The 22,526-nt window shown below is 71.9% G+C and carries 20 protein-coding genes; 8 read left to right on the top strand and 12 right to left on the bottom strand.

Going from position 1 to position 22,526, the window contains the following annotated elements; genetic code table 11:
* Nucleotides 1-37: 37 nt before the first annotated feature.
* Complete coding sequence (locus ACY0PA_RS16915; RefSeq protein ID WP_473085398.1) at nt 38-430, top strand: hypothetical protein; 393 nt, start codon at nt 38-40, stop codon at nt 428-430.
* A gap of 101 nt (nt 431-531) precedes the next feature.
* Nucleotides 532-1,959, top strand: a complete 1,428-nt coding sequence (locus ACY0PA_RS16910) for an aminopeptidase (protein WP_473085397.1) — start codon at nt 532-534, stop codon at nt 1,957-1,959.
* A 15-nt stretch (nt 1,960-1,974) separates the two neighbouring features.
* Here the strand turns inward: ACY0PA_RS16910 and ACY0PA_RS16905 are convergent, their stop codons facing one another.
* Both ACY0PA_RS16905 and ACY0PA_RS16900 read right to left on the bottom strand, forming a co-directional pair.
* On the bottom strand, nt 1,975-2,607 hold the full coding sequence (locus ACY0PA_RS16905; protein ID WP_473085396.1) for a hypothetical protein: 633 nt from the start codon (nt 2,605-2,607) through the stop codon (nt 1,975-1,977).
* 111 nt (nt 2,608-2,718) lie between these two features.
* Nucleotides 2,719-4,530, bottom strand: a complete 1,812-nt coding sequence (locus ACY0PA_RS16900) for a glycoside hydrolase family 3 protein (protein ID WP_473085395.1) — start codon at nt 4,528-4,530, stop codon at nt 2,719-2,721.
* 154 nt (nt 4,531-4,684) lie between these two features.
* Here ACY0PA_RS16900 and ACY0PA_RS16895 point away from each other — a divergent pair, with 154 nt between their 5' ends.
* Nucleotides 4,685-6,694, top strand: a complete 2,010-nt coding sequence (locus tag ACY0PA_RS16895; RefSeq protein WP_473085394.1) for a zinc ribbon domain-containing protein — start codon at nt 4,685-4,687, stop codon at nt 6,692-6,694.
* A gap of 388 nt (nt 6,695-7,082) precedes the next feature.
* On the opposite strand, the gene ACY0PA_RS16890 is transcribed toward ACY0PA_RS16895, so the two are convergent.
* A complete protein-coding gene (locus ACY0PA_RS16890; protein WP_473085393.1) occupies nt 7,083-8,015 on the bottom strand; it encodes a LysR family transcriptional regulator in 933 nt (310 codons plus the stop codon).
* 121 nt (nt 8,016-8,136) lie between these two features.
* Between ACY0PA_RS16890 and ACY0PA_RS16885 the strand changes: the two genes are divergently transcribed.
* Both ACY0PA_RS16885 and aroA read left to right on the top strand, forming a co-directional pair.
* The gene (locus ACY0PA_RS16885; RefSeq protein WP_473086341.1) at nt 8,137-9,072 is read left to right on the top strand and encodes an EamA family transporter; all 936 of its coding nucleotides are present in this window, start codon (nt 8,137-8,139) and stop codon (nt 9,070-9,072) included.
* On the top strand, nt 9,059-10,294 hold the full coding sequence (gene aroA / locus ACY0PA_RS16880; RefSeq protein ID WP_473085392.1) for a 3-phosphoshikimate 1-carboxyvinyltransferase: 1,236 nt from the start codon (nt 9,059-9,061) through the stop codon (nt 10,292-10,294). Before ACY0PA_RS16885 ends, aroA begins: the two co-directional genes overlap by 14 nt.
* A gap of 24 nt (nt 10,295-10,318) precedes the next feature.
* Here the strand turns inward: aroA and ACY0PA_RS16875 are convergent, their stop codons facing one another.
* Both ACY0PA_RS16875 and ACY0PA_RS16870 read right to left on the bottom strand, forming a co-directional pair.
* Nucleotides 10,319-11,119: a sugar phosphate isomerase/epimerase family protein gene (locus tag ACY0PA_RS16875; protein WP_473085391.1), complete on the bottom strand. Its 801-nt coding sequence runs from the start codon at nt 11,117-11,119 to the stop codon at nt 10,319-10,321.
* A 217-nt stretch (nt 11,120-11,336) separates the two neighbouring features.
* Nucleotides 11,337-12,401 carry a LacI family DNA-binding transcriptional regulator gene (locus ACY0PA_RS16870; protein WP_473085390.1) on the bottom strand — a complete coding sequence of 355 codons (1,065 nt, stop codon included), beginning with the start codon at nt 12,399-12,401 and terminating at the stop codon, nt 11,337-11,339.
* Nucleotides 12,402-12,588: 187 nt separating this feature from the next.
* On the opposite strand from ACY0PA_RS16870, the gene ACY0PA_RS16865 reads away from it, so the two are divergent.
* Genes ACY0PA_RS16865 through ACY0PA_RS16855 form a run of 3 tightly spaced genes read left to right on the top strand, consistent with a single transcriptional unit; the run spans nt 12,589 to nt 15,712 of the window.
* The gene (locus ACY0PA_RS16865) at nt 12,589-13,746 is read left to right on the top strand and encodes a Gfo/Idh/MocA family protein (protein WP_473085389.1); all 1,158 of its coding nucleotides are present in this window, start codon (nt 12,589-12,591) and stop codon (nt 13,744-13,746) included.
* Nucleotides 13,743-14,882 (top strand): dihydrodipicolinate synthase family protein, encoded by a 1,140-nt coding sequence (locus tag ACY0PA_RS16860; protein ID WP_473085388.1) that lies wholly within the window; start codon nt 13,743-13,745, stop codon nt 14,880-14,882. Before ACY0PA_RS16865 ends, ACY0PA_RS16860 begins: the two co-directional genes overlap by 4 nt.
* A 32-nt stretch (nt 14,883-14,914) precedes the next feature.
* Nucleotides 14,915-15,712, top strand: a complete 798-nt coding sequence (locus tag ACY0PA_RS16855; RefSeq protein ID WP_473086340.1) for a sugar phosphate isomerase/epimerase family protein — start codon at nt 14,915-14,917, stop codon at nt 15,710-15,712.
* Nucleotides 15,713-15,760: 48 nt separating this feature from the next.
* Here ACY0PA_RS16855 and ACY0PA_RS16850 read toward each other — a convergent pair whose 3' ends face one another.
* From ACY0PA_RS16850 to ACY0PA_RS16820, 7 genes are read right to left on the bottom strand one after another with little or no spacing between them, the layout of a single operon-like run.
* Nucleotides 15,761-16,018 (bottom strand): Txe/YoeB family addiction module toxin, encoded by a 258-nt coding sequence (locus ACY0PA_RS16850; protein WP_473085387.1) that lies wholly within the window; start codon nt 16,016-16,018, stop codon nt 15,761-15,763.
* Entirely contained in the window at nt 16,015-16,275 is a 261-nt protein-coding gene (locus tag ACY0PA_RS16845) for a type II toxin-antitoxin system Phd/YefM family antitoxin (protein WP_473085386.1), read from the bottom strand. Before ACY0PA_RS16845 ends, ACY0PA_RS16850 begins: the two co-directional genes overlap by 4 nt.
* Nucleotides 16,276-16,334: 59 nt before the next feature.
* A complete protein-coding gene (rbsD, locus tag ACY0PA_RS16840) occupies nt 16,335-16,724 on the bottom strand; it encodes a D-ribose pyranase (protein WP_473085385.1) in 390 nt (129 codons plus the stop codon).
* Complete coding sequence (locus ACY0PA_RS16835; protein WP_473086339.1) at nt 16,721-17,620, bottom strand: ribokinase; 900 nt, start codon at nt 17,618-17,620, stop codon at nt 16,721-16,723. Before ACY0PA_RS16835 ends, rbsD begins: the two co-directional genes overlap by 4 nt.
* A gap of 58 nt (nt 17,621-17,678) precedes the next feature.
* The gene (locus tag ACY0PA_RS16830; protein WP_473085384.1) at nt 17,679-19,625 is read right to left on the bottom strand and encodes an ABC transporter permease/substrate-binding protein; all 1,947 of its coding nucleotides are present in this window, start codon (nt 19,623-19,625) and stop codon (nt 17,679-17,681) included.
* Nucleotides 19,615-21,222, bottom strand: coding sequence for a sugar ABC transporter ATP-binding protein (locus ACY0PA_RS16825; RefSeq protein WP_473085383.1), 1,608 nt, complete (start codon nt 21,220-21,222; stop codon nt 19,615-19,617). Before ACY0PA_RS16825 ends, ACY0PA_RS16830 begins: the two co-directional genes overlap by 11 nt.
* Nucleotides 21,219-22,292 (bottom strand): LacI family DNA-binding transcriptional regulator, encoded by a 1,074-nt coding sequence (locus ACY0PA_RS16820; RefSeq protein ID WP_473085382.1) that lies wholly within the window; start codon nt 22,290-22,292, stop codon nt 21,219-21,221. The genes ACY0PA_RS16825 and ACY0PA_RS16820 overlap by 4 nt, the downstream gene beginning before the upstream one ends.
* Between the last annotated feature and the right edge of the window lie 234 nt (nt 22,293-22,526).

The raw sequence follows: 22,526 nt of genomic DNA, 5'->3' as shown, positions 1-22,526 counted from the left end.
GGCACACGTGACTGGAGGGGCGACGGTGGGTGGAGGCATGAGCGAGGGCGCGATACGCAGACGGCTGGCGGCCGGGGCAGCGGTACTGATCTCCTCGGCGCTGCTGGCGCTGGCGGGGCCGGCCGTCGGCACGGCGCAGGCCGCGGCGATCTGCCCCGGCCACAAGGTGCGCACCCTGCCGTTCTCCACCGGCAGGACGGTTCTCTACCGCAGCGGCAACTACCTCTGCGCGTACACCCTCACCAAGCGCGAAGGCGTACGGCAGAAGATGTCGGTCAGCGTGCAGGCACGCGGCAGCAGGCCGGTTCAGGACAGCGGGCGCTACATGCACCACGCGGGCCCGGTGACCGTCCACACGGGCCACCGCTGCGTGTGGGTGAGGGGCACGGTCGGCGGGGCCTCGGTGAGCTCGGGCTGGATCCTCTGCTGAACGCGCGCCCCGTGCGCTGACAGAACACCAAGAACCCCTGACAGAACAGATGTTCCTCCGCTAGGTTCCGGTGCGCATCTGTGTTCTACAGGGGAGTATGCATGCGCAATGCGCTGAGATGGCTGCTCGCGCTCGTGGTGCTGATAGGCACCGTGAGTACGGCCACAGCGGCCACCGCCGCTCAGGCCCGGCCGGCGGCCTCCGACACCAGTACCGATATCAAGGACCGGCTCCTCGCCATACCCGGCATGAGCCTGGTGGAGGAGAAGCCCTACACGGGCTACCGCTACTTCGTCCTCAACTACACCCAGCCGGTCGACCACCGGCACCCGTCCAAGGGCACCTTCCAGCAGCGCATCACCGTGCTGCACAAGGACGTCAGCCGCCCGACGGTCATGTTCACCAGCGGCTACAACGTCTCCACGACGCCCGGCCGCAGTGAGCCGACCCGCATCGTCGACGGCAACCAGATCTCCGTGGAGTACCGCTACTTCACCCCGTCCCGGCCCGCGCCGGCCGACTGGTCCAAGCTCGACATCTGGCAGGCGGCCAGCGACCAGCACGGCATCTACCAGGCCCTCAAGCCGATCTACGGCAAGAACTGGCTGACCACCGGCGGTTCCAAGGGCGGCATGACGGCCACGTACTACGAGCGCTTCTACCCGCGCGACATGGACGGCGTCGTCGCGTACGTCGCGCCGAACGACGTGGTGAACAAGGAGGACTCGGCGTACGACGACTTCTTCAAGACGGTCGGCCCGAAGGACTGCCGCGTGGCGCTGCAGAACGTGCAGCGCGAGACGCTGGTGCGCCGCGACGCCCTGGAGAAGAAGTACGCGGACTACCTGAAGGCCAACAACTACACCGTGGACACGGTCGGTTCGCTGGACAAGGCCTACGAGGCCACCGTCCTCGACCTGGTGTGGGGCCTCTGGCAGTACCAGCCGTCGCAGACGGCGTGCGCCGAGGTGCCCGACGCCGCGACGGTCACGGACCAGGCGCTCTTCGACTACGTCGACGCGGTCGGCGGCTGGTCCTCGTACGCGGACCAGAGCCTCGCCACGTACACGCCGTACTACTACCAGGCGGGTACGCAGCTGGGCTCCCCCGACATCAAGCAGCCCTGGCTGGGCAGCCTGTCGCGCTACGGCTACCAGCCGCCGCGCAACTTCGTGCCGCGCTCCATCCCGATGAAGTTCCAGCCGTCGGCGATGCGCGACGTGGACTCCTGGGTGCGCCACCACGCGACGCGGATGCTGTACGTCTACGGCTCCAACGACCCGTGGGGCGCCGAGCGGTTCCGCCCGGGCAAGGGCTCGACGGACTCGCACGTGCTCACCGCCCCCGGCGCCAACCACGGGGCGAACGTCGCCGGTCTGAACGCCGACGACAAGACGTTCGCCACGGAGCGGATCCTGAAGTGGGCCGGCGTCTCCGCCCCCGCCGCGCAGGCCGCCAAGCCGCTCGCCCCGTACGACGCCGGGCTCGACAAGCGTGACGTCCAGCGCGAGCTGACCCTGCGGCCCTGACCGCGACCGTCGGGTCTACACCCGGACCGCGCATCCCACCGGTTCGGACCCGCCCAGCGTCACGTACAGCGCCGTGAGCGCAGGGCACTTGGCGCGGTCGGCCGCCGCGGCGGCCACCCGGTACTGGGGTTTCTCGGTGCCGGAGCCGTCGCAGGCGGTCTCGCGGACCTGACCGCGGCCCGCCGCGTACACGCAGTCCCCGACGATCGTGCGGGGCCCGCCGCCGCCCCCCGGATCGCCGGGGTGCGGCGGCTCCAGGTTGCGCATGCAGGCGTAGCCCTGCGGGATCTCCCCGGCATGGGTCTTGTCGGTCCCGCCCAGCGCGGGCCGGTTCTCGCTGATGTGGAGGACGAAGTCGGTGCGGGCCGGGCACAGGGGCCCGGCCGCCACCTTTCCGTCGTGGCGCGCGGTGACCCGCGCCACCGCCCGCTCGCTTCTGCACGGCACCTCGGTGAACGTGTCGCGCCCCCGCGAGCTGCACTCGTCCACGGCGAGGAACACCGCCCCGTACCCCGACGGCGACCGGCTCGCCCCCGGCGAAGGCCCGCCGGACCCCGCATGCGGCGATCCCTGACACCCCACGAGCGTCGCGGCGAGCAACGCCGCGCACACCGCCCCCACCCACCGCGCCCTGTTCCACGCAAGCATGGCAATCCCCCCGATACACACCCCAGCGTGACCCGCCGGGGCGGGCGCACGCCAGGTGTGCAGGGTGGTTCGGGCCACTTGGGGGTGGTGCGCCGGGTGTGCGGCGTACGTCTAGTACGACAACCCGTAGCCGATCGGATACAGAACCTGCGCCGGATCGTCGGCCCGCTGGACGGGCACGGGCAGCTTGCCCCGCGGCCTGACCTGGCCCGCGATCACCCGGACCGCGGCCCGCAGTTCGACGTCGGTCCATGAGTACGCGGCGAGCGACGCGCCGACGCCGGGCACCTGCGCGATGTCGTACGGGTTGCGGATCGCGAGCGCGACGACGGGGACGCCGGTGGCGGCCAGGGCGTTCACGAGCCGCTGCTGACTGCTGCCCGCAGCGACGTTGTACGTGCCCACCAGTACCGCGTCCTTGCCCTCGGCGGCGGCCACCGCCTCGTCGATCTTCGCCTGGTTCGGCGCGGTCCCGGTCGACAACACCGTTGCGGTGAAGCCGAGTTCGGTCAGTGCCTGGCCGAGTGTCGTCGTGGGCGGGCCTGTCGTGCCGGAGGGCGAGGCCGGGTCGGCGCCGACGACCAGGATGTTCCTGTGGGTGCGCCGCGACAGCGGGAGCAGCCCGTTCTTGTTGAGCAGGAGCGTCGTGGTGGCCTCGGCGACGCGGTCGGCGGCAGCCAGGTGCTCCCGGGTGCCGACGGTCTTGTCGACGCCGCGGCCGGTGACGTACGGCTCGTCGAACAGGCCCAGCTTCTCCTTGAGGCGCAGGACGCGCAGGATCGACTCGTCGAGGCGCGCCTGCGTCAGCTCGCCGTTCTTCACGGCGTCGAGGACGGCGTTCCAGGACACCTCCAGGGAGGGCGGGTTGAGGAGCTGGTCCACGCCCGCCTTCAGGGCGAGCACCGGCACGCGGTCGTCGCCGTACTTGTCGCGTACACCCTGCATGCCGAGGGAGTCGGTCACGATGAGGCCCTCGAAGCCGAGTTCCTCGCGCAGGATGCCCGTCATGATCGGGTGCGAGAGCGTCGCCGGGTCGCCCGAGCCGTCGAGGTCGGGGACCATGATGTGCGCGGTCATGATCGAGTCGATGCCCGCGGCGATCGCGGCCTTGAACGGCGGCGCGTCGATCTGCTGCCACTGCTCGCGCGTGTGCGTGATGACCGGGAAGCCGAAGTGGCTGTCGGTGGCGGTGTCGCCGTGGCCGGGGAAGTGCTTGGCCGTGGAGGCGATGTCGCTGCTCTGGTAGCCCTTGACCTCGGCGGCGACCAGGCCCGCGACGGCCTCGGGGTCGGCGCCGAAGGAGCGCACGCCGATGACCGGGTTGGCCGGGTTGATGTTCACGTCGGCGACGGGTGCGTAGTTCTGGCGGATGCCGACCGCGCGCAGTTCGGCGCCGGCGATCCGGCCCAGGGTGCGGGCGTCGGAGCGGGAGCCGCCCGCGCCGATGGCCATGGCGCCGGGGAAGAGCGTCGCCGGCTCGCCGACGCGGCAGACGATGCCGTGTTCCTGGTCGGTGGAGATGAGCAGCGGGATACGGCTCGGCTGGGCGAGGCCCGCGCGCTGGATGCCGTTCGAGAGGTCGGCGATCTGGTGCGGGTCCCGGGTGTTGTGCGCCCAGGTGAAGTAGATGATGCCGCCGAGCTTGTACTTGTCGATCAGTTCGGCCGCGGTGCGCACGCCGATCTCGGCGAGGTTGGCGTCGATGTCGGCCTGGTCGGGGTCGGTGGCGGAGTGGCCGTAGACCCGCATCACGAAGAGCTGGCCGACCTTCTCCTCGAGGCTCATCTTGGAGATGAGCTGCTTGAGTCGCGCGTCCTTGCCCTTGCGTGACGCGTCGTCGGCCTGGGCCGGGACGCCGGACAGGGTGACCGCGGCGGCGCCCGCGGTGGCGGCGGCGAGCAGGGTGCGTCTGGACAGGCTCATGTGGCTCCTTGGGTTCCCGCACTGCTGTGCGGCGTGGTGGTGCCGATCTCTGGGCGTGCCGGGCAGGGGTTCGTGAATCGAATGAGTGACCTTCCACGAGTGGTGTCGTTGATCGGATGACAGCACCGGTGGTGGGGAGGGGAGGGGAGGGGCGGTGAGTCGTAAGGTGCCGCTTGCCGTGGGCGAGACCGCTCGGACCGCGTGTGCCCGTGGCCTGCTGCGTACGGGTGTTGATGAGAGGTCCGGTGAACTCCTGCCCGCGCCTGTGCTGGCGGAGCGGGTCGGCTGGTGTGCCGCTCTGGTGGCAGGTATGAGCGCCGGTCTGCTGGCCGGGCACTGGAACGCCGCTGATGTTGATGTGCTGGCCTCGGGGGAGGATGCCGGGGGTCGGCGTCTGCCGTCGAATGCGTGGATGGCGTTGCGCCGCCTGGGCTGGACCGCCGCGCCGGAAGAGGGCGTCAGGGTCAATGACCGGATCGTGCGCATGGCGCAGGAGCAGGCCGGACGCGTATTGCGTGCGGCGAAGTGGCGTGCCGACCTTGCCGCAGGGGTCCTCGGCACGTGGCCGGCCGATCCGGCTAAGCGGACTGCGGGCGAGTGGGACGTGGTGCGTGATGCGGTGCCTGGCGGGCGATCTGTGCCGTCCAGCGCCATCGTCTCCCGGACTCGGCAGATCGCCGTGTTCGCGAGGAAGCATGGCCGGATGCCGGTCGATCTGTTCGAGGCGGAGGCCGTGCCCCGCGCTGCACGCATGCTGCTGCTGGCGGCGTGCGACGGGCAGCAGGCCTCGATCGAACGGGCCGACGAGCCGGACCGGGCGCTGCTGCGCCTTCAGCTGCCCACCCGGCGCGACCCGCGCTCGTACCGGGACTGGACCTGGGTGGCCTGCCCGATCAAACTGCCCCCGACGATTCCTCCGGGCGCGGTGCTGCACCTGCCCACTCTGCGCATCCGACAGGGTCGCGTCCGCGCTGACCTGGCGTTCAGCCATCCGGTTGCGAAGGCCGTCCGCACTGGTCACCGGGTTGCGCTGGGGGTGGACTGGGGGCTGAACACCCTGTTGTCCGCCGGGGCGGCTCGACTGCTCGACGACGGTCGGATCACCACCCTCGGCGCCGGAGGCATGTTCCGAGCCGCTGGTGTCCTGGCGAAGCAGCACCGCCTGCGCCGCGAGAGTGAGTACCTGCACGCTAAGGCCGACCACTACCAGCGGCTCACCAGCGGAGATGCCGGTCATCCCCTGGTGGCCAGGCATGCCGTACTGGCCGAGGAGATCCGCCGTGTGTCCGACCGCCGTTCGAACCTCAACGACGCCCTGGCGTGGGCCGCCGCCCGCTGGGCCGTAGACCAGGCCATCGCCGCCTCGGCCACGGTCATCTTCATCGAAGACCTCCGCTCGATGGAAGCGCGGGGCATGGGACGCAGCGTCAACACCCGCCTCTCCCAGCAGGTGCGCGGGAAGATCGTGGACCGCATGCGGCACCTCGCCGCCGAAGTGGGTATCGCCGTCGTCACCGTCCCGGCCCGCAACACCTCCAAACACTGCCCGCAGTGCCTCGTTCCGCTGCGGCACCGCAAGGCACCTGACCGCCCCACAGCATCCGGCTGGAAATGGGCTGTCTGCCTGTCCTGCCGCTGGCAGGGGGACCGCGACCAGGGCGCGTGGCGGCGTATCGCCGCCCGTGGCCTGACCCATCAGGCCAAGACCGTCACCGACCGCACCGCGGGCACGATGGCGATCCGCACGGTCGTGGACAAACTTGAGGCGAGCGCGGTCATCACGCCGAGCACGCCGAAGACCAGCCGGAACGACCGGTCCAAGACCGGACCCACCCGGCGACAAGCAACACGCCCCGCGCCCAGGCGACGCAGGGCACCCTCCCCCACCGGGCCGCAAGGACTGGCGGGCAAGCGTCCGGAGGGACACGCTCACACGGACCGGCCCCAGCTGCCTCGCGCAGCCCACCGGCACCAGGGCGCGACGACGATCAGCACACCCCTCCCCGGACTCCCGGCCCAGCTCGGGCAGGGGAGACCCCTTCACGGCCATCAGCCGCGAGGGGCAGCGCTGGGCGCGGGCTTCCATCTCCACGCCCACGCCACCCCTCCACGATGGGAAGGCGCGCTGCCGGGCTCTGCGTCCGACACGGGACCACGGAACTGATCAGAGACGCTGTGGTGCACGTGCGCACTCCTTCCGGAGGAGAACTGGTGATCCATGCCCTGAAAGAAACTTCCGAGGGTCACGATTATCCGGAAAGTTTCTGCCAGTCAAGGGTGCGCGCAGTCGGGGCGGCAGAAGGGTGAGGGGAGGGGCCGTCACCGGCGCAAGGGAGGGGGCGCGCCGGTGACGGCGTGCTGCCGGCCGCAGGCGGCGGAGAGGGTGGTCAGCGTTCGCAGCCAGCAGCGAGGCCGACACCGCTTGGCGGAGACTCTCCGGCAGCATGCCGTTCTGACGGAGCGGTACGCGAGCGGGTTCCCCACTTCGCGGGGATCGCCGGAAAGTGGTGCGCCGGCGAAAGCAGGGGAGCGGCATCGCTCCTGAGCACCGGTCAGCGGGCCTGATCCGTCTGATCCCGCTCCCGCGTGGCCTCTCCCCACCGCTCCCGCAGCGTCCGCACCGCCTCCGCGATGGCCGGCCTGCGCGACGCCCCCGTCCGCCACAGCGCGTACAAGTGCCGTACGGGCATGGGGTCCAGCGCCACCGCGACGACGCCGTCCGGCAGCGGGCCGCGGCCGAGCCGGGGGATCAGCGCCACCCCGAGCCCGGCCGCGACGAGCGCGGTCAGCGTCGGGTTCTCCTCCGCCTGGTGCCTGATGTCGGGCTCGAAGCCGGCCGCCCGCAACGTCCGCACCAGCCAGTCGTGGCAAACCCGCCCCGGCGGCTGCGACACCCAGCGCTCGCCGCCGAGCTCCTCGCGGCGCACCGCGGCACGGCCCGCGAGCGGATGCCCGGCGGGCACGAGCAGATCGCACAGGTCGTCCCCGATGGCGGCCTGTTCCACCCCGGCGGGGGCCGGCAGCGGGGCGATGTCCCAGTCGTGTGCGACGGCCAGGTCGACGGCCCCCTTGGCGACCAGGTCGACCGACAGGTGCGGGTCGACCTCCGTGAGCCGGGCGTCGAGCGCGGGATGCCGGACGGCGAGATCCGCGAGGACGGACGGCAGCAGGCCGCGTGCCGCCGAGGCGAACGCGGCGATCGTCAGACGCCCCGCCGGCAGACCGCGCCGCTCCTCAAGACCGGTCTCGGCGCGCTCGACGATGACCATCAAGTCCTGTGCCGTACGGGCGAGTTCGAGGGCCTCGTCGGTGAGGCGGACGCCCCGCCCGTACCGTTCGAGGAGCACGGTCCTCGTCTCCCGCTCCAGCTTGGAGATCTGCTGCGAGACCGCGGACGGCGTGTAGCCGAGCGCCGCTGCTGCGGCCCCGACCGTGCCGTGCACGGAGACGGCGTGCAGGGCGCGCAGGCGCTGCAGGTCGAGCATGTCCGGGACCTCCCGCAGACCTGGCACTGATTAGCGTTCCTGAATTCAACCATGCAGAGATGCGCGCTGGTGCTGTATGGTCCGGGCCGGTGATCCTCGACGCATGGCTTCCACGCTTCCCATGCGCCCGCCCCACATCGCGCTCGCCGTACTCGTCACCGCCATCTGGGGCGTCAACTTCGTCGTCATCGAGGTCGGCCTCGACCACTTCCCGCCGCTGCTCTTCTCGGCCCTGCGCTTCCTCGTCGCGGCGCTGCCCGCGGTGTTCTTCGTGGGGCGGCCGAAAGTGGCGTGGAAGTGGGTGGCCGGTGTCGGACTGGCCCTCGGCGTCATGAAGTTCGGCCTCCTCTTCGTCGGCATGAACCAGGGGATGCCCGCCGGGCTCTCCTCCCTCGTCCTGCAGATCCAGGCCGTGTTCACCGCCCTGTTCGCCTTCGTCGCGCTCGGCGAACGGCCCGGCCGGATCCGCCTGGCCGGCATGGTCGTCGCGCTCGCCGGGATCGGCGTCGCGGCCGCCGACGAGGGCGCGAGCGGCCCCCTGCTCGGCTTCACGCTCGTCGTCGTGGCCGCCGTCGGCTGGGGCGTCTCGAACGTCCTCACCCGCAAGGCGGCACCGTCCGCCCCCTTCAACTTCATGGTGTGGACCTCGGCCGTCCCCGTCCTGCCGCTGTTCGCGCTCTCCCTCGCCTTCGAGGGCTGGGACCGCGACAGCCGGGCGCTCGCCTCGCTCGACTGGACCGGCGTCGGCATCATCGCGTTCGTCGCCTGGGTCACCACGCTCTTCGGATTCGGCGCCTGGAGCTTCCTGCTGCGCAGCCACCCCGCCTCGTCGGTCGCCCCGTTCACGCTGCTCGTCCCGGTGTTCGGGATGTCGTCCGCCGCGCTCTTCCTCGGCGAGAGCGTCAGCCCCCTGCGCTGGTGCGCCGCCGCGCTCCTCGTCGGCGGTGTCGCTCTCGCGTCGCTCGCGCCCGCTCCCCGGAAACGGGCCGTCCAGCGTGTGGACACTCCGGCGCCCGCGCTGCCCGTCGAGGACCATGAAGCGCATGCCAGTCGTTGAGATCCCCGGTTCCAAGTCCGTGACGGCGAGGGCGCTGTTCCTCGCCGCGGCCGCGCAGGGCACCACCACCCTCGTGCGCCCCCTCAGCTCGGACGACACCGAGGGCTTCGCCGAAGGGCTGCTCCGGCTCGGTTACGGCGTCGAACGCGGCCCGCACGCCTGGCACATCGAGGGCCGGCCGACCGGCCCCGCCACGACCGACGCCGACGTGTACTGCCGCGACGGCGCGACCACCGCCCGCTTCCTGCCCACGCTCACGTCGGCCGCCGCGCACGGCACGTACCGCTTCGACGCCTCGCCCCAGATGCGCCGACGTCCCCTCGCTCCGCTCAGCAGGGCCCTGCGCGACCTGGGTGTGGACCTCCGTCACGAGGAGGCCGAGGGGCACCACCCGCTCACGGTCACGGCGGGCGGGGTGGAGGGCGGTGACGTGACCCTGGACGCGGGCCAGTCGTCCCAGTACCTCACCGCGCTCCTGCTGCTCGGCCCGCTGACCAGGACCGGCCTGCGCATCACGGTCACCGACCTGGTCTCGGCGCCGTACATCGGGATCACCCTGGCGATGATGCGCAGCTTCGGGGCCGAAGTCCGCCGCGACGGCAACGTGTTCGAGGTCGCGCCCGGCGGCTACCGCGCCACCACCTACGCGGTCGAGCCCGACGCCTCGACCGCGAGCTACTTCTTCGCTGCGGCGGCCGTCACCGGCGGCGAGGTCACCGTAGAAGGGCTCGGCAAGAACGCGCTCCAGGGCGACCTGGCGTTCGTCGACGTCCTGCGGCGCATGGGCGCCGGGGTGACGATGACGGCGGACCGCACCACGGTCACCGCGCCCGGCCCCGCGGGCCTGTCCGGCATCACGGTCACCATGCGGGACATCTCCGACACGATGCCGACCCTCGCGGCGATCGCGCCGTACGCGAGCGGCCCGGTCCGCATCGAGGACGTGCACAACACGCGCGTCAAGGAGTGCGACCGCCTGGAGGCCTGCGCGCAGAACCTGCGCGGGCTCGGGGTGACGGTCGCGACGGGACCCGACTGGATCGAGATCCAGCCGGGCACCCCGGCCCCGGCGGAGATCACCACGTACGGGGATCACCGCATCGCGATGTCCTTCGCGGTGACGGGCCTGCGGATCCCCGGCGGGGTCACGTTCGACGACCCGGGGTGCGTGCGGAAGACGTTCCCCGACTTCCACGAGGCGTTCGCGAAGGTGTTCGGATAGCCGTTCGGATGGCCGCCCGGCGGACTATGCGGACTCGTTGAGCAGCCGGGCGAGATGCTCACGCCCGGCCGTCAGGAGCCCGGGCAGCGGGGCGGCGTCCGGATACCAGCGCTTCTCGTACTCCCAGCACAGCCACCCGTCCCAGCCCTCGCGGCACAGCACGTCCACGACCTCGGTGAGCGGCAGCACGCCCGCGCCCAGCGCGAGCGGCGTCGTGTCGTCGGGGCCCGCGATGTCCTTCACCTGTACGTAGCCCAGGTGCGGGGACAGCGCCGCGTACGACGCCACGGGCTGCTCGCCGCCGAGCCAGGTGTGCATGACGTCCCACAGGGCGCCGACCTGCCGGTGCCCGACCGGGCCGAGCACGCGCGTCGCGTCGGCTCCGGTGCGGTGCGAGTCGTGCGTCTCCAGGAGGATGCGGACGCCGAGGTCCGCGGCGTACTCGGCGGCGGTGCCCAGGCGCCGGGCGGCCGTCGCGTCGGCCTCGGCGCGGCTCTGTTCCGTGCCGCCGCCCGGGAAGACGCGTACATAGGGCGCGCCGACGTCGCGGGCGAGTTCGAGGAGTGACCTGATCTCCGCGATCACCGGTTCGTCCTCGCCGGGAGCGGCCGCGCGCGCGTACCCGGCGAGCCCGAGGATCTCGACCCCGGCGGCCTTGAACTCGGCGGCGGCGTCGGCCCGTTCGGCGGGCCCGAGCCCCGGGTGTACGGGTTCCTCGGGATGGGCGCGCAGCTCGACACCGTGATAGCCGTGCTCGCCGGCGAGCCGCACGACATCGGCGAGGGGAAGCCCGGGAACCCCGAGCGTGGAGAAGGCCAGTTTCATGGCGGGGACGCTACCGGCCCCCGGGCACGGGTCAAGGGCACGCCGGGCGCGGGTGCGGCGGCCGGGTGAAGGAGCCGCGTGACGCGCTCCGATGACGGGACGACATCTGACGGCGTCCGGCGCCATCCCCTCCACGGATCAAGGCGGCAGCAGCGAGAGGGCGGCGGCGCCTCCGAGCGCGCCCGCGGCCGAACCCAGCAGCGGACGCAGGCCCCGCTCACCCACCCGAGCCCGACCCCCCGGACGGCACCCCCGTTGACCCCCGCACCATCAATTCCCCCTGCACCACAGCCATCCCCCCGGCGGGCGCCGCCTCGCGGCCCATCGCGATGCGGCCCGCGCGGGCCCCCGCCTCCGCCAGTGGCAGCCGGACCGTGGTCAGGGCCGGTACCGCGTCCACGCTGAACGGGAGGTCGTCGAAGCCGGCCACCGAGACGTCGCCCGGAATGCTCAGGCCCGCCTCCCGCAGCGCGGCGCACGCGCCGAGCGCCACCGTGTCGTTCGCGGCGACCACCGCCGTCAACGACGGTTCGCGGCGCAGGAGTTCGACCGTCGCCTCGTAACCGGACCGCCGGTCGTACGGGCCGTGCACGGTCCACCCGGCGTCGTCCGGCACGCTCCGCGCCGCCAGCGCCGCGCGATGTCCCTCCAGGCGGTGGCGGGTCGTCGTCCGTTCCTCGGGGCCCGCGATGTACCCGATCCTGCGGTGGCCGAGGTCGAGCAGGTGGTCGGTGAGGGCCCGGCCGCCGCCGCGGTTGTCGAAGGCGAGCGCCACCGCGTCCGCGTCCGGCACGGGTGGCCGCCCGCACAGGACGACCCGCGTCCCGGCGTCCGCGAGCCGCCGCAGCTTGGCGGAGATCGCCTTGGCGTGTTGGGCGTCCTCGACCGCGCCGCCCGTGAGGACGACGGCCGCGGCCCGCTGGCGCTGCAGGAGCGTCAGATAGGTGAGTTCGCGCTCGGGCGACCCGCCGGTGTTGCACACGACCGCGAGCCGCTCGCCGCCCGCGCGCCCGCCGGGCCCCACGATCTCGGACTGCACGGCCCCCGCCATGATCCCGAAGAACGGGTCGGCGATGTCGTTCACGAGGATGCCGACCAGGTCGGAGGTAGCGGCGGCCAGGGCGCTGGCCGGCCCGTTCAGCACGTAGTCGAGGTCGTCCACCGCGCGCAGCACCCGCTCGCGCGTGGCCGCGGCCACGGGGTAGTTGCCGTTCAGCACGCGGGACACGGTGGCGGGGGAGACCTGGGCGCGTGCCGCCACGTCCGCCAGGGTCACGGTCATCGCATCATCCTCCGGTCGGCCGTCCGGTGCCCGTTCGGCCTCGCATCCCGTTTCATCAGCCGCCGGTCTTGTCCGACCGGCTGTGCAGAGGCTAGCTTCTTCCCGTGTAGAAAGCGCTTGCTACGACGAGCGTGTTCTCCATCGGCGTCTCGGTCCGGTCAGTACGAATCCGCACGAAGGGAATCTCGTGACACGCAAGACGGTGCGCATCGCCATGAACGGGGTGACGGGGCGCATGGGCTACCGCCAGCACCTCGTCCGCTCCCTCCTCGCCCTGCGCGAACAGGGCGGCCTCGACCTCGGCGACGGCACGGTGCTGTGGCCCGAGCCGGTCCTCGTCGGCCGCCGCGAGCACGCGCTGCTCGCGCTCGCCGAGCAGCACGGCCTCGACCCGGCGAACATCTCCACCGACCTCGACGCCGTCCTCGCCGACGACACGGTCGACATCTACTTCGACGCGCAGGTCACCTCCGCCCGCGAGGAGGCGCTCAAGAAGGCCATCGCCGCCGGAAAGCACCTCTACACGGAGAAGCCTTCGGCGACGAGCCTCGACGGCGCGCTCGAGCTGGCCCGTCTGGCCAAGGCGAAGGGCATCAAGCACGGCGTCGTCCAGGACAAGCTGTTCCTGCCGGGCCTGCTCAAGCTCAAGCGCCTCATCGACGGCGGCTACTTCGGGCGGATCCTGTCCGTGCGCGGCGAGTTCGGCTACTGGGTCTTCGAGGGCGACTGGCAGGAGGCGCAGCGGCCGAGCTGGAACTACCGCTCCGAGGACGGCGGCGGCATCGTCGTCGACATGTTCCCGCACTGGGAGTACGTGCTCCATGAGCTGTTCGGCCGCGTGACCAGCGTGCAGGCACTGGCCTCGACGCACATCCCGCAGCGCTGGGACGAGGGCGGCAAGCCCTACGACGCGACCGCCGACGACTCGGCGTACGGCATCTTCGAGCTCGACGGCGGCGCCGTCGCGCAGATCAACTCCTCCTGGTCGGTGCGGGTCAACCGGGACGAGCTCGTCGAGTTCCAGGTGGACGGCACGGAGGGCTCCGCGGTCGCCGGGCTGCGCAACTGCCGTGTCCAGCACCGTGCTTCGACCCCGAAGCCCGTATGGAACCCGGACCTGCCGGCCACGTACTCCTTCCGCGACCAGTGGCAGGAGGTCCCGGACAACCAGGAGTTCGACAACGGCTTCAAGGCGCAGTGGGAGCTGTTCCTCAAGCACGTGTACGCCGACGCGCCCTACCGCTGGGACCTGTTCGCCGGCGCCCGCGGCGTGCAGCTCGCCGAGCTCGGCCTGAAGTCGTCGGCACAGGGCCGCCGCCTGGACGTTCCGGAGATCAGCCTGTGACGATCCGACTCCCCGGCCCCGGAGGTTCGCTGCGCGCCTACACCCCGCGCGCCGAGCCCGCCTCCTTCACCACGGGCGCCCCTCTCGTCTCGCGGACCGTCTTCTCGGCCGCGCACGTCGTCGCGGACCCGCTCGCCGATGCGGGCGCCGTCGACTGGGATGCCACGCTCGCCTTCCGCCGACATCTGTGGGCGCACGGCCTGGGCGTGGCCGAGGCCATGGACACCGCCCAGCGCGGCATGGGCCTCGACTGGGCGGGCGCGGCCGAGCTGATCCGGCGCTCGACCGCCGAGGCGAAGTCGGCCGGCGGCGCCATCGCGTGCGGGGTGGGCACCGACCAGCTGTCCGGGCCCGCCACGCTCGCCGGGGTCCGCGCGGCCTACGAGGAGCAGCTCGCGCTCGTGGAGGGGACGGGCGCGCAGGCGATCCTCATGGCCTCGCGGGCCCTGGCGGCCGCGGCGTCCGGACCCGAGGACTACCTCGACGTCTACGGGCATCTGCTGCGCCAGGCCGCCGAGCCCGTCATCCTGCACTGGCTCGGCCCGATGTTCGACCCCGCCCTGGAGGGCTACTGGGGTTCGCCGGACCTCGACGCCGCCACCGAGACGTTCCTCGACGTCATCGCCGCGCATCCGGACAAGGTCGACGGCATCAAGGTCTCGCTCCTGGACGCCCGGCGCGAGGTCGAGCTGCGCCGCCGCCTCCCGCGGGGCGTGCGCTGCTACACGGGGGACGACTACAACTACCCCGAGCTGATCGCGGGCGACGAGCAGGGGTTCAGCCATGCGCTCCTCGGCATCTTCGACCCGCTGGGCCCGCTCGCGGCGGAGGCGGTGCGCGTCCTCGACACGGGGGACACCGCCAAGTTCCGTGAACTGCTCGATCCGACCGTCGAGTTGTCCCGGCATCTCTTCGAGACGCCGACCCGCTTCTACAAGACGGGCGTCGTCCTGCTCGCGTGGCTCGCGGGCCACCAGTCCCACTTCTCGATGGTCGGCGGCCTCCAGTCGGCCCGCCCGCTCCCGCACCTCGCCCGCGCCTACGAACTCGCCGACGGCCTGGGCCTGTTCCCGGATCCCGCCCTCGCCGAGACCCGGATGAAGTCCCTGCTCAGCGTGTACGGAGTCGACCAGTGAGCCACGCACTCGACCGCTTCTCCCTCAACCAGATGACCGTCAAGCAGCTCGGCCTCGAAGAACTCGTGGCGGCCTGCGTCGAGTTGGACGTCCCGGGTGTCGGCCTGTGGCGCGAGCCCGTGCAGACGTACGGGGTCGAGGCCGCGGCGAAGCTCGTACGGCGCGCGGGGCTCGCCGTCACCACGCTGTGCCGGGGCGGCTTCCTCACCGCGATCGAACCGGACGCGCGGGTGCGGGCCATCGAGGACAACCGCGCGGCCGTCGACGAGGCGGCGGCCCTCGGCACGGACACCCTCGTCCTGGTCTCCGGCGGCCTCCCCGAAGGCAGCAAGGACCTGCACGGCGCGCGGGAGCGGATCGCCGACGCGCTCGCGGAGCTCGGCCCGTACGCCGTCGAGCGGGGCGTCCGGCTCGCGATCGAGCCGCTGCACCCGATGTACGCCTCCGACCGCTGCGTCGTGTCGACGCTGGCGCAGGCGCTCGACCTGGCCGAGCGCTTCCCCGCCGAGCAGGTCGGCGTCTGCGTGGACACGTACCACATCTGGTGGGACGACCGAGCGCCCGCGCAGATCGCGCGCGCGGGGGCGGGCGGGCGGCTGCACGCGTTCCAACTGGCCGACTGGACCACGCCGTTGCCCGAGGGTGTCCTCAACGGGCGGGGCCAGATCGGCGACGGCGCGATCGACATGCGCGCGTGGCGCGGCCTTGTCGAGGCCGCCGGATACACGGGGCCCGTCGAGGTGGAGCTGTTCAACGACGCCCTATGGGCAAGGGACGGCAGGGAAGTCCTCGCGGAGACAGCGGAACGCTTCGCGGCCCACGCCTGCTGACGGCGTCGTAAGAGGGGCCCGGTCGAGCGACCGGGCCCCTCTTACGGGTCACGTGTAGTGGTAACGCGCCTGCACGACCAGGAGTTCACCGTCGGTGGCCTTGTAGACCAGGCGGTGTTCGTCGTCGATGCGGCGTGACCAGTAGCCGCTGAGGTCGCCCCGCAGTGGCTCGGGCTTTCCAACGCCGTCGAACGGATCACGGAGTATGTCCGCGACGAGCTTGTTGATGCGCCGGGTCATACGGCGGTCGTTCTCCGCCCAGTACGTGTAGTCGTCCCACCCCCGTGAGGTGAAGGCCACCTTCACTCGTCATCCCCCACGTCGACGAGTTCGCGGTACGAGACGTTCCCCGCTTCGGCCTCCTGGATGGAGTCCAGCAGGCGCCGGGCGTTGGCCGGGGAGCGCATCAGGTAGATCGTCTCCTGCCACGAGGCGAAGTCCTCCTCGGAGAGGAGTACCGCATTGCCCTTGCGGGAGGTGATGTGCACCGGTGCGTGATCTTCGTTGACCTTCTCGATCAACGGGAAGAGGTGCTTGCGGGCTTCGCTGGCGGTTATCGACATGCCGTACCCCGTTCCGGTGAGTGGTGCAATAAACGGTACCACTCATGTCGGGCCGCTGTTCAGAAAAAGACCCCGCACCTCAGCAGTACGTTCGCGTAAGGGGTGGCCTCGCCTGTGCGGACTATCAGGTGGGCGTTGCGTGAGAGGTGTTTCAGGGTCTCGTGGGGGACGTGGGCCAGTGACGGGAGGCGTTCCGTCAGTAGGCGGGACGCCTTCGGGTTGGCCTCGTGGATCTCCTCGGCGGCCGTCCCGCCCTCCACGACCAGCTCGTCCAGGAGCCCGTCGAGGACCTCGGCGAACGACGGGACACCGGCCCGGAACGCCAGGTCCACGACCCGCGGCCCCGCCGGGATCGGCATGCCCGCGTCGCACACGAGCACGCCGTCGCCATGGCCCAGCTCGGCGAGCGCGCCGGCCAGGTGGCGGTTGAGTATTCCGGCCTTCCTCACAGCGCCCTGACCTCGGCAGTCGTCGGGTACGACGCCTGCGCGCCCTCCTTCGTGACCGCCGCCGCGCCGACGCGGGCCGCGAAGGCCGCCGCGTCCGCGAGGCTCTCGCCCGCGCCGAGCCGCCATGCCAGGGCCGCCGTGAAGGCGTCCCCCGCACCGGTCGTGTCCACGGCCGTCACCTGGACGGACGGCACGCGGCGCGTCCCCGTGCCGTCGGCCACCAGCGCGCCCTCGGCGCCCAGCGTGATCACGACGGAGCGCGGTCCGAGGGCGAGCAGCGCCGACGCCCAGTCCTCGGGCCCGCCGGTGGCGTCCCCTCCGAGCACGACCCGCGCCTCGTGCTCGTTGACGATAAGCGGGTCGCAGGCCGCGAGGACCTCGGCGGGCAGGGGAGCGGGCGGGGACGGGTTGAGGACGAACCGGCTGCCCGGCGCCAGGGCCCGTACGACCTCCGCGACCGTGTCGAGCGGGATCTCCAGCTGCGCCGAGACGACCCGCGACGCCTGGAAGAGACTGCCCGCGGCCTTGACGTCCTGCGGGGTGAGCCGGGCGTTGGCACCCGGTGACACCACGATGCTGTTGTCCCCGGACGGGTCCACCGTGATCAGGGCGACCCCGGTGGGCGCACCGCCGACGAGGACACCGACCGGGTCGACACCCGCCGACTCCATCGAGTCGAGAAGCAGCCGCCCGTGCCCGTCGTCGCCGACCCGTGCGAGCAGCGCCGTACGGGCCCCGAGGCGCGCGGCGGCGACGGCCTGGTTGGCGCCCTTGCCGCCCGGGTGGACGGCGAGGTCCGAGCCGAGGACGGTCTCCCCGGCGCCCGGGCGGCGCTCGACGACGGTCACCAGGTCGGCGTTGGCCGACCCCACCACCAACAGGTCGTAGTCGTGCATCGCTGTCACTTTCTCCGTTTCTCCGTGCTCTCGACGGGCGACGTGGAACTGGCGACGGTCACTTGAAGCTCGCGACGTTCTTCGAGGTGACGACCTTCACCGGCACCTTGACCATCTGTGCGACCTCCTTGTCCTTCGCCGCCCTGACCGCGTTCTGCACGGCGATCCGGCCGAGCTCCTTCGGCTGCTGCGCGACGGACGCGTACAGCGTGCCCGCCTCGACGGCCTTGAGACCGTCCGGCGTGCCGTCGAAGCCGACGACGGCGACGGACTTGCCGGCCTTGGAGCCGAGCGCCTTGATCGCGCCGAGGGCCATCTCGTCGTTCTCGGCGAAGACGCCGTCGACGCCCGCGTTGGCCTGGAGCATGTTCGTCATGACGTCGAGGCCCTTGGTGCGGTCGAAGTCCGCGGGCTGCTTGGCGACGACCTTGATGCCGGGGTACGCCTTGATGCCCTCGGCGAAGCCCTGGCCGCGCTCCCGGCTGGCGGAGGTGCCGGCCGTGCCCTGGAGGATCGCGATCTTCCCGCTGCCGCCGAGCTTGTCGGCGAGGGTCTTCGCCGCCTGGCGGCCGCCCGCGACGTTGTCGGAGGCGACAAGCGTGGCCGTCTTCGCCTTGTTGACGCCGCGGTCGGCGGCGACGACGGGGATGCCGGCCTTGTTGGCGCCGCGCACGGCGGGACCGACGGCGTCGGAGTCGACGGGGTTCACGATGACCGAGCTCATGCCCTCACTGGTGAAGTTCTGGAGCTGGTTGGCCTGCTGGGACGCGTCGTTCTGGGCATCGGTGACCGTGAGCTTGACGCCCTCCTTCTTCGCCTCGGCCTGCGCGCCCGCCTTCATCTGTACGAAGAAGGGGTTGTTCAGCGTCGAGACGGACAGGCCGAGCTTGGTCGACGTACCTGAAGAGCCGTTGTTCCAGAGGGAGATGCCGCCGATGACCGCCGCCGCGACGACGGCCGCGATCACGTACTGGGCGGCCTGTCTGCCCTTGGAGCCGCCCGGCCCGGACCCGGCGCCGGCGGCTGTCGGGGTCGCGCCCGCCTTGCGGCGCACGGTGTCGAGGAGTACGGCGAGCGCGATGACGACACCGATGACGACCTGCTGCCAGAACGCGGACACGGAAAGGAGGTTGAGGCCGTTCCTGAGCACGGCGAGGATCAGCGCACCGATGAACGTGCCCGACGCCTTGCCGACGCCGCCGGACAGCGAGGCGCCGCCGATGACGACCGCGGCGATGGCGTCCAGCTCGTAACCCTGCGCGGCCTGCGGCTGCGCGGAGGTCAGACGCGAGGCGAGGACGATGCCCGCGACCGCGGCGAACAGGCCCGACAGGGCGTAGATGACGACCTTCTGCCGCTTGACGCGCAGACCCGACAGGCGCGCCGCTTCCTCGTTGCCGCCGATCGCGAACATGGACCGGCCGATGAACGTACGGCCCAGGATCAGCGCCGTGATCAGCCCCATGACGATCATCACGAGCACCGGCACCGGCAGCCAGCCGCCCAGCGTGTCCCCGACCCGCGAGACGGACGACGGGAACGGGATCGGGCTGCCCTGCGAGATGACGAGCGACAGACCACGCCCCACCGACAGCATCGCGAGCGTCGCGATGAACGGCGGGAGCTTGCCGTACGAGACCAGCGCGCCGTTGACGAATCCGCAGGCGACACCGGTGACGACGGCGAGGATCACGGCGATCCACACCGGGACGCCCTCACTGGTCGCGGCCCACGCGAGGACCGTCGCCGACAGCGCCGCCACGGAGCCGACCGACAGGTCGATGCCCGCCGAGACGATGACGAAGGTGACGCCGAACGCGAGGATCGCGGTCACGGCGGCCTGCACGCCGACATTGAGCAGGTTCTGCGTGGTCAGGAAGTCGCCGGACAGCAGCGACATCGCTATGACCAGGACGACCAGGGCGCTCAGCGCGCCGTTGTCGAGCAGCACGCGGCGCAGGCCACCCGCGCCGGCCCTGCTGCTCTTGAGCGTGTCAGTGGCCACGGGAGCCCTCCACTTCATTGTGTTCGGGGGTGGTTGCCGGGGACGCCGGGGTCGCCGGGGATGCCGCGGTGCTGACGGCGAGCGCCATCACGGAGTCCTGGGTCGCCTCGCCGGCCGCGAGTTCGCCCGCGATCCGGCCCTGCGCCATGACGAGGACCCGGTCACTCATCCCGAGGACCTCCGGCAGATCGCTGGAGATCATCAGGACGGCGTGACCGGCCGCGGTGAGTTCGTTGACGAGCTGGTAGATCTCGACCTTCGCGCCGACGTCGATGCCGCGCGTCGGCTCGTCGAGGATGAGCACCTTGATGTCGGCGAGCAGCCACTTGCCGATGACGACCTTCTGCTGGTTGCCGCCGGACAGGGTGCGTACGTGCTGGCCGAGCCCGGCCATGCGCACGCCGAGCTGCTCGGCCATGCGGGCGGCCGCGACACGCTGCGACTTGCGGTCCACGAGGCCCGCGCGGGTCGCCGAACGCAGGGTGACGAGGCCCAGGTTCTCCTCGACGGAGGCGTCCAGGAGGAGGCCCTGCCCCTTGCGGTCCTCGGGCACGAGCCCGACCCCGGCGGCCATCGCCGCGTTCACGTCGTGCCGCGGCAGCCGCGCGCCCGCGACCTCGACCGTGCCCTTGTCGTACGGGTCGGCGCCGAACACGGCACGGACGACCTCGGTACGGCCCGCGCCCACGAGGCCCGCGATGCCGACGACCTCGCCGGCCCGCACCTCGAAGTGCACGTCGTGGAAGACCCCGTCGCGGGTCAGTCCCTCGACCCGCAGCAACGGGGCGTCGGCGGCGTCGAGCCGGGGCCGCTCGCGCGGGTACTGCTGCTCGATGCTGCGGCCCACCATGAGCCGTACGAGCTCGGCCTCGGGGGTGGACGCGGGGACCTGGCCGACGCTCCTGCCGTCGCGGATGACCGTGACGCGGTCGCCGAGCGCGGCGATCTCCTCCAGGTGGTGGGTGATGAAGACGACGCCGACGCCGTCCTCGCGCAGCGCGCGCACGATCCCGAAGAGCTTGTCCACCTCCTCGGAGGTGAGCACGGCCGTCGGCTCGTCCATGATCAGGACGCGGGCGTCCAGGCTCAGAGCCTTCGCGATCTCGACCATCTGGAGCCGGGCGATGCCCAGTTCGCGCACCCGGGCGCGGGGCGACACCGTCAGCCCGACGCGCCGCAGCAGCTCCTCGGCGTCGGCCTCCATCTTCTTGCGGTCGATCATCCCGAGGCGGCGCGGCTGGCGGCCCAGGAAGATGTTCTCGGCGACCGTCAGATCGGGGACGAGGTTGAACTCCTGGTAGATGGTGGCGATCCCGAGACGCTCGGCGTCCTGCGCCCCGTGGATACGGGCCTCCTGGCCGTCGACGACGATCCGGCCCGCGTCGGGCCGGTAGGCGCCGGAGAGCATCTTGATGAGGGTGCTCTTGCCCGCGCCGTTCTCGCCGAGCAGGACGTGCACCTCGCCGCGGCGCAGATCGAAGTCGACGCTGTCGAGCGCGACGACGCCGGGGAACGTCTTGCGTATCCCCTCGATGCGCAGCAGCTCGTCGGCCGGCTCGGCCGGCTCCTGGCCGGGCCGCTCTTCCGGGTTGCTCACGGGTTCCTCCTCGTTGAGGTCGTGGCGGTGGGGGTGTCTGCGGGAGCCGTGGAGGCCGGGGCCTGGGCCTCAAAGGCCCCTGCCTCGCCGCAGGACCGGCGGACGACCAGACGCGCCGGCAGCGTCACCGACCGCGGGGGCCTGCCCTCGATGCGGTCGATCAGGGCCCGTACGGCGGCCCGGCCGAGGTCCTTGGTCGGCTGGGCGATCGCCGTCACCGGCGGGTCGGTGTGCACGAACCAGGGGATGTCGTCGAAGGCCGCGAGCCCGATGTCGTGCGGCACGCGCAGCCCGGCGGCCCTGATCGCGTCGAGCGCGCCGAGCGCCATCAGGTTGTCGGCGGCGAACACGGCCTCGGGCGCCTCGGACAGGGCGAGGAAGCGCTCCGTCGCGCGCCGGCCGCTGTCCGCCTGGAAGTCGCCCTGCCCGATGTAGGCGTCCGGCAGTGCGATCCCGAACGCCGCGAGTGCCTCGCGGAACGCCTCGACGCGCTCGCTGCCCGTCGTGGTGGCGGCGGGCCCCGCGATGATGGCGAGGCGGCGGTGGCCGAGGGCGTGCAGATGGGCCACGAGGTCGCGCACGGCGGCGCGCCCGTCGGACCGGACCACGGGCACGTCCACGCCCGGGATCCAGCGGTCGACGAAGACCATCGGCGTACCGGCCCGGGCGGCCTCCAGCATCAGCGGCGAGCCGCCGTCGGTGGGGGAGACGAGGAGGCCGTCGATGCGCCGGTCGACGAGCGTGCGTACGTGGTGGTCCTGGATGTCGGGCTGTTCGTCCGCGTTCCCGATGATGACGCTGTAGCCCAGCGCGCGGGCCTCCTCCTCCACGGAGCGGGCCAGCTCGGTGAAGTACGGGTTGAGTACGTCACTGATGACCAGGCCGAGCGTGCGGGTCTGGGCGGTGCGCAGGGAGCGCGCCACGGCGTTCGGGCGGTAGCCGAGCGACTCGACGGCCCCGAGCACGCGTGCTCGGGCGTCCGGGCTCACGGACGGGTGGCTGTTCAGCACCCGCGAGACCGTGGCGACGGAGACACCCGCCGCCGCGGCGACGTCCTTGATGCTCGCCATCGCAGGACCACCTCCTTGTGGCTGCTTGGTCCGGAACGGATCCGAAACCTGGTCCGACACCTCATGGAATCGATTACACGGAGGATTGGAATCGATTACACGAGCTGTTGGCAACCCTCGTTCCGCTTATCGAGACCGGATCGTGATGTACGCCGCGCTCGCGGCCGGCGCCGGACGGCCCTGTCAGTGGTGCGTGAGACGCTGGCGGAGTCAGCCACGCAACCCGCACGGAAG

It is taken from the genome of Streptomyces sp. DS1-CR2 (assembly GCF_055760475.1).
Note: the sequence above shows the minus strand (reverse complement) of the source record. Positions and strands in the feature narration are given on the sequence as shown.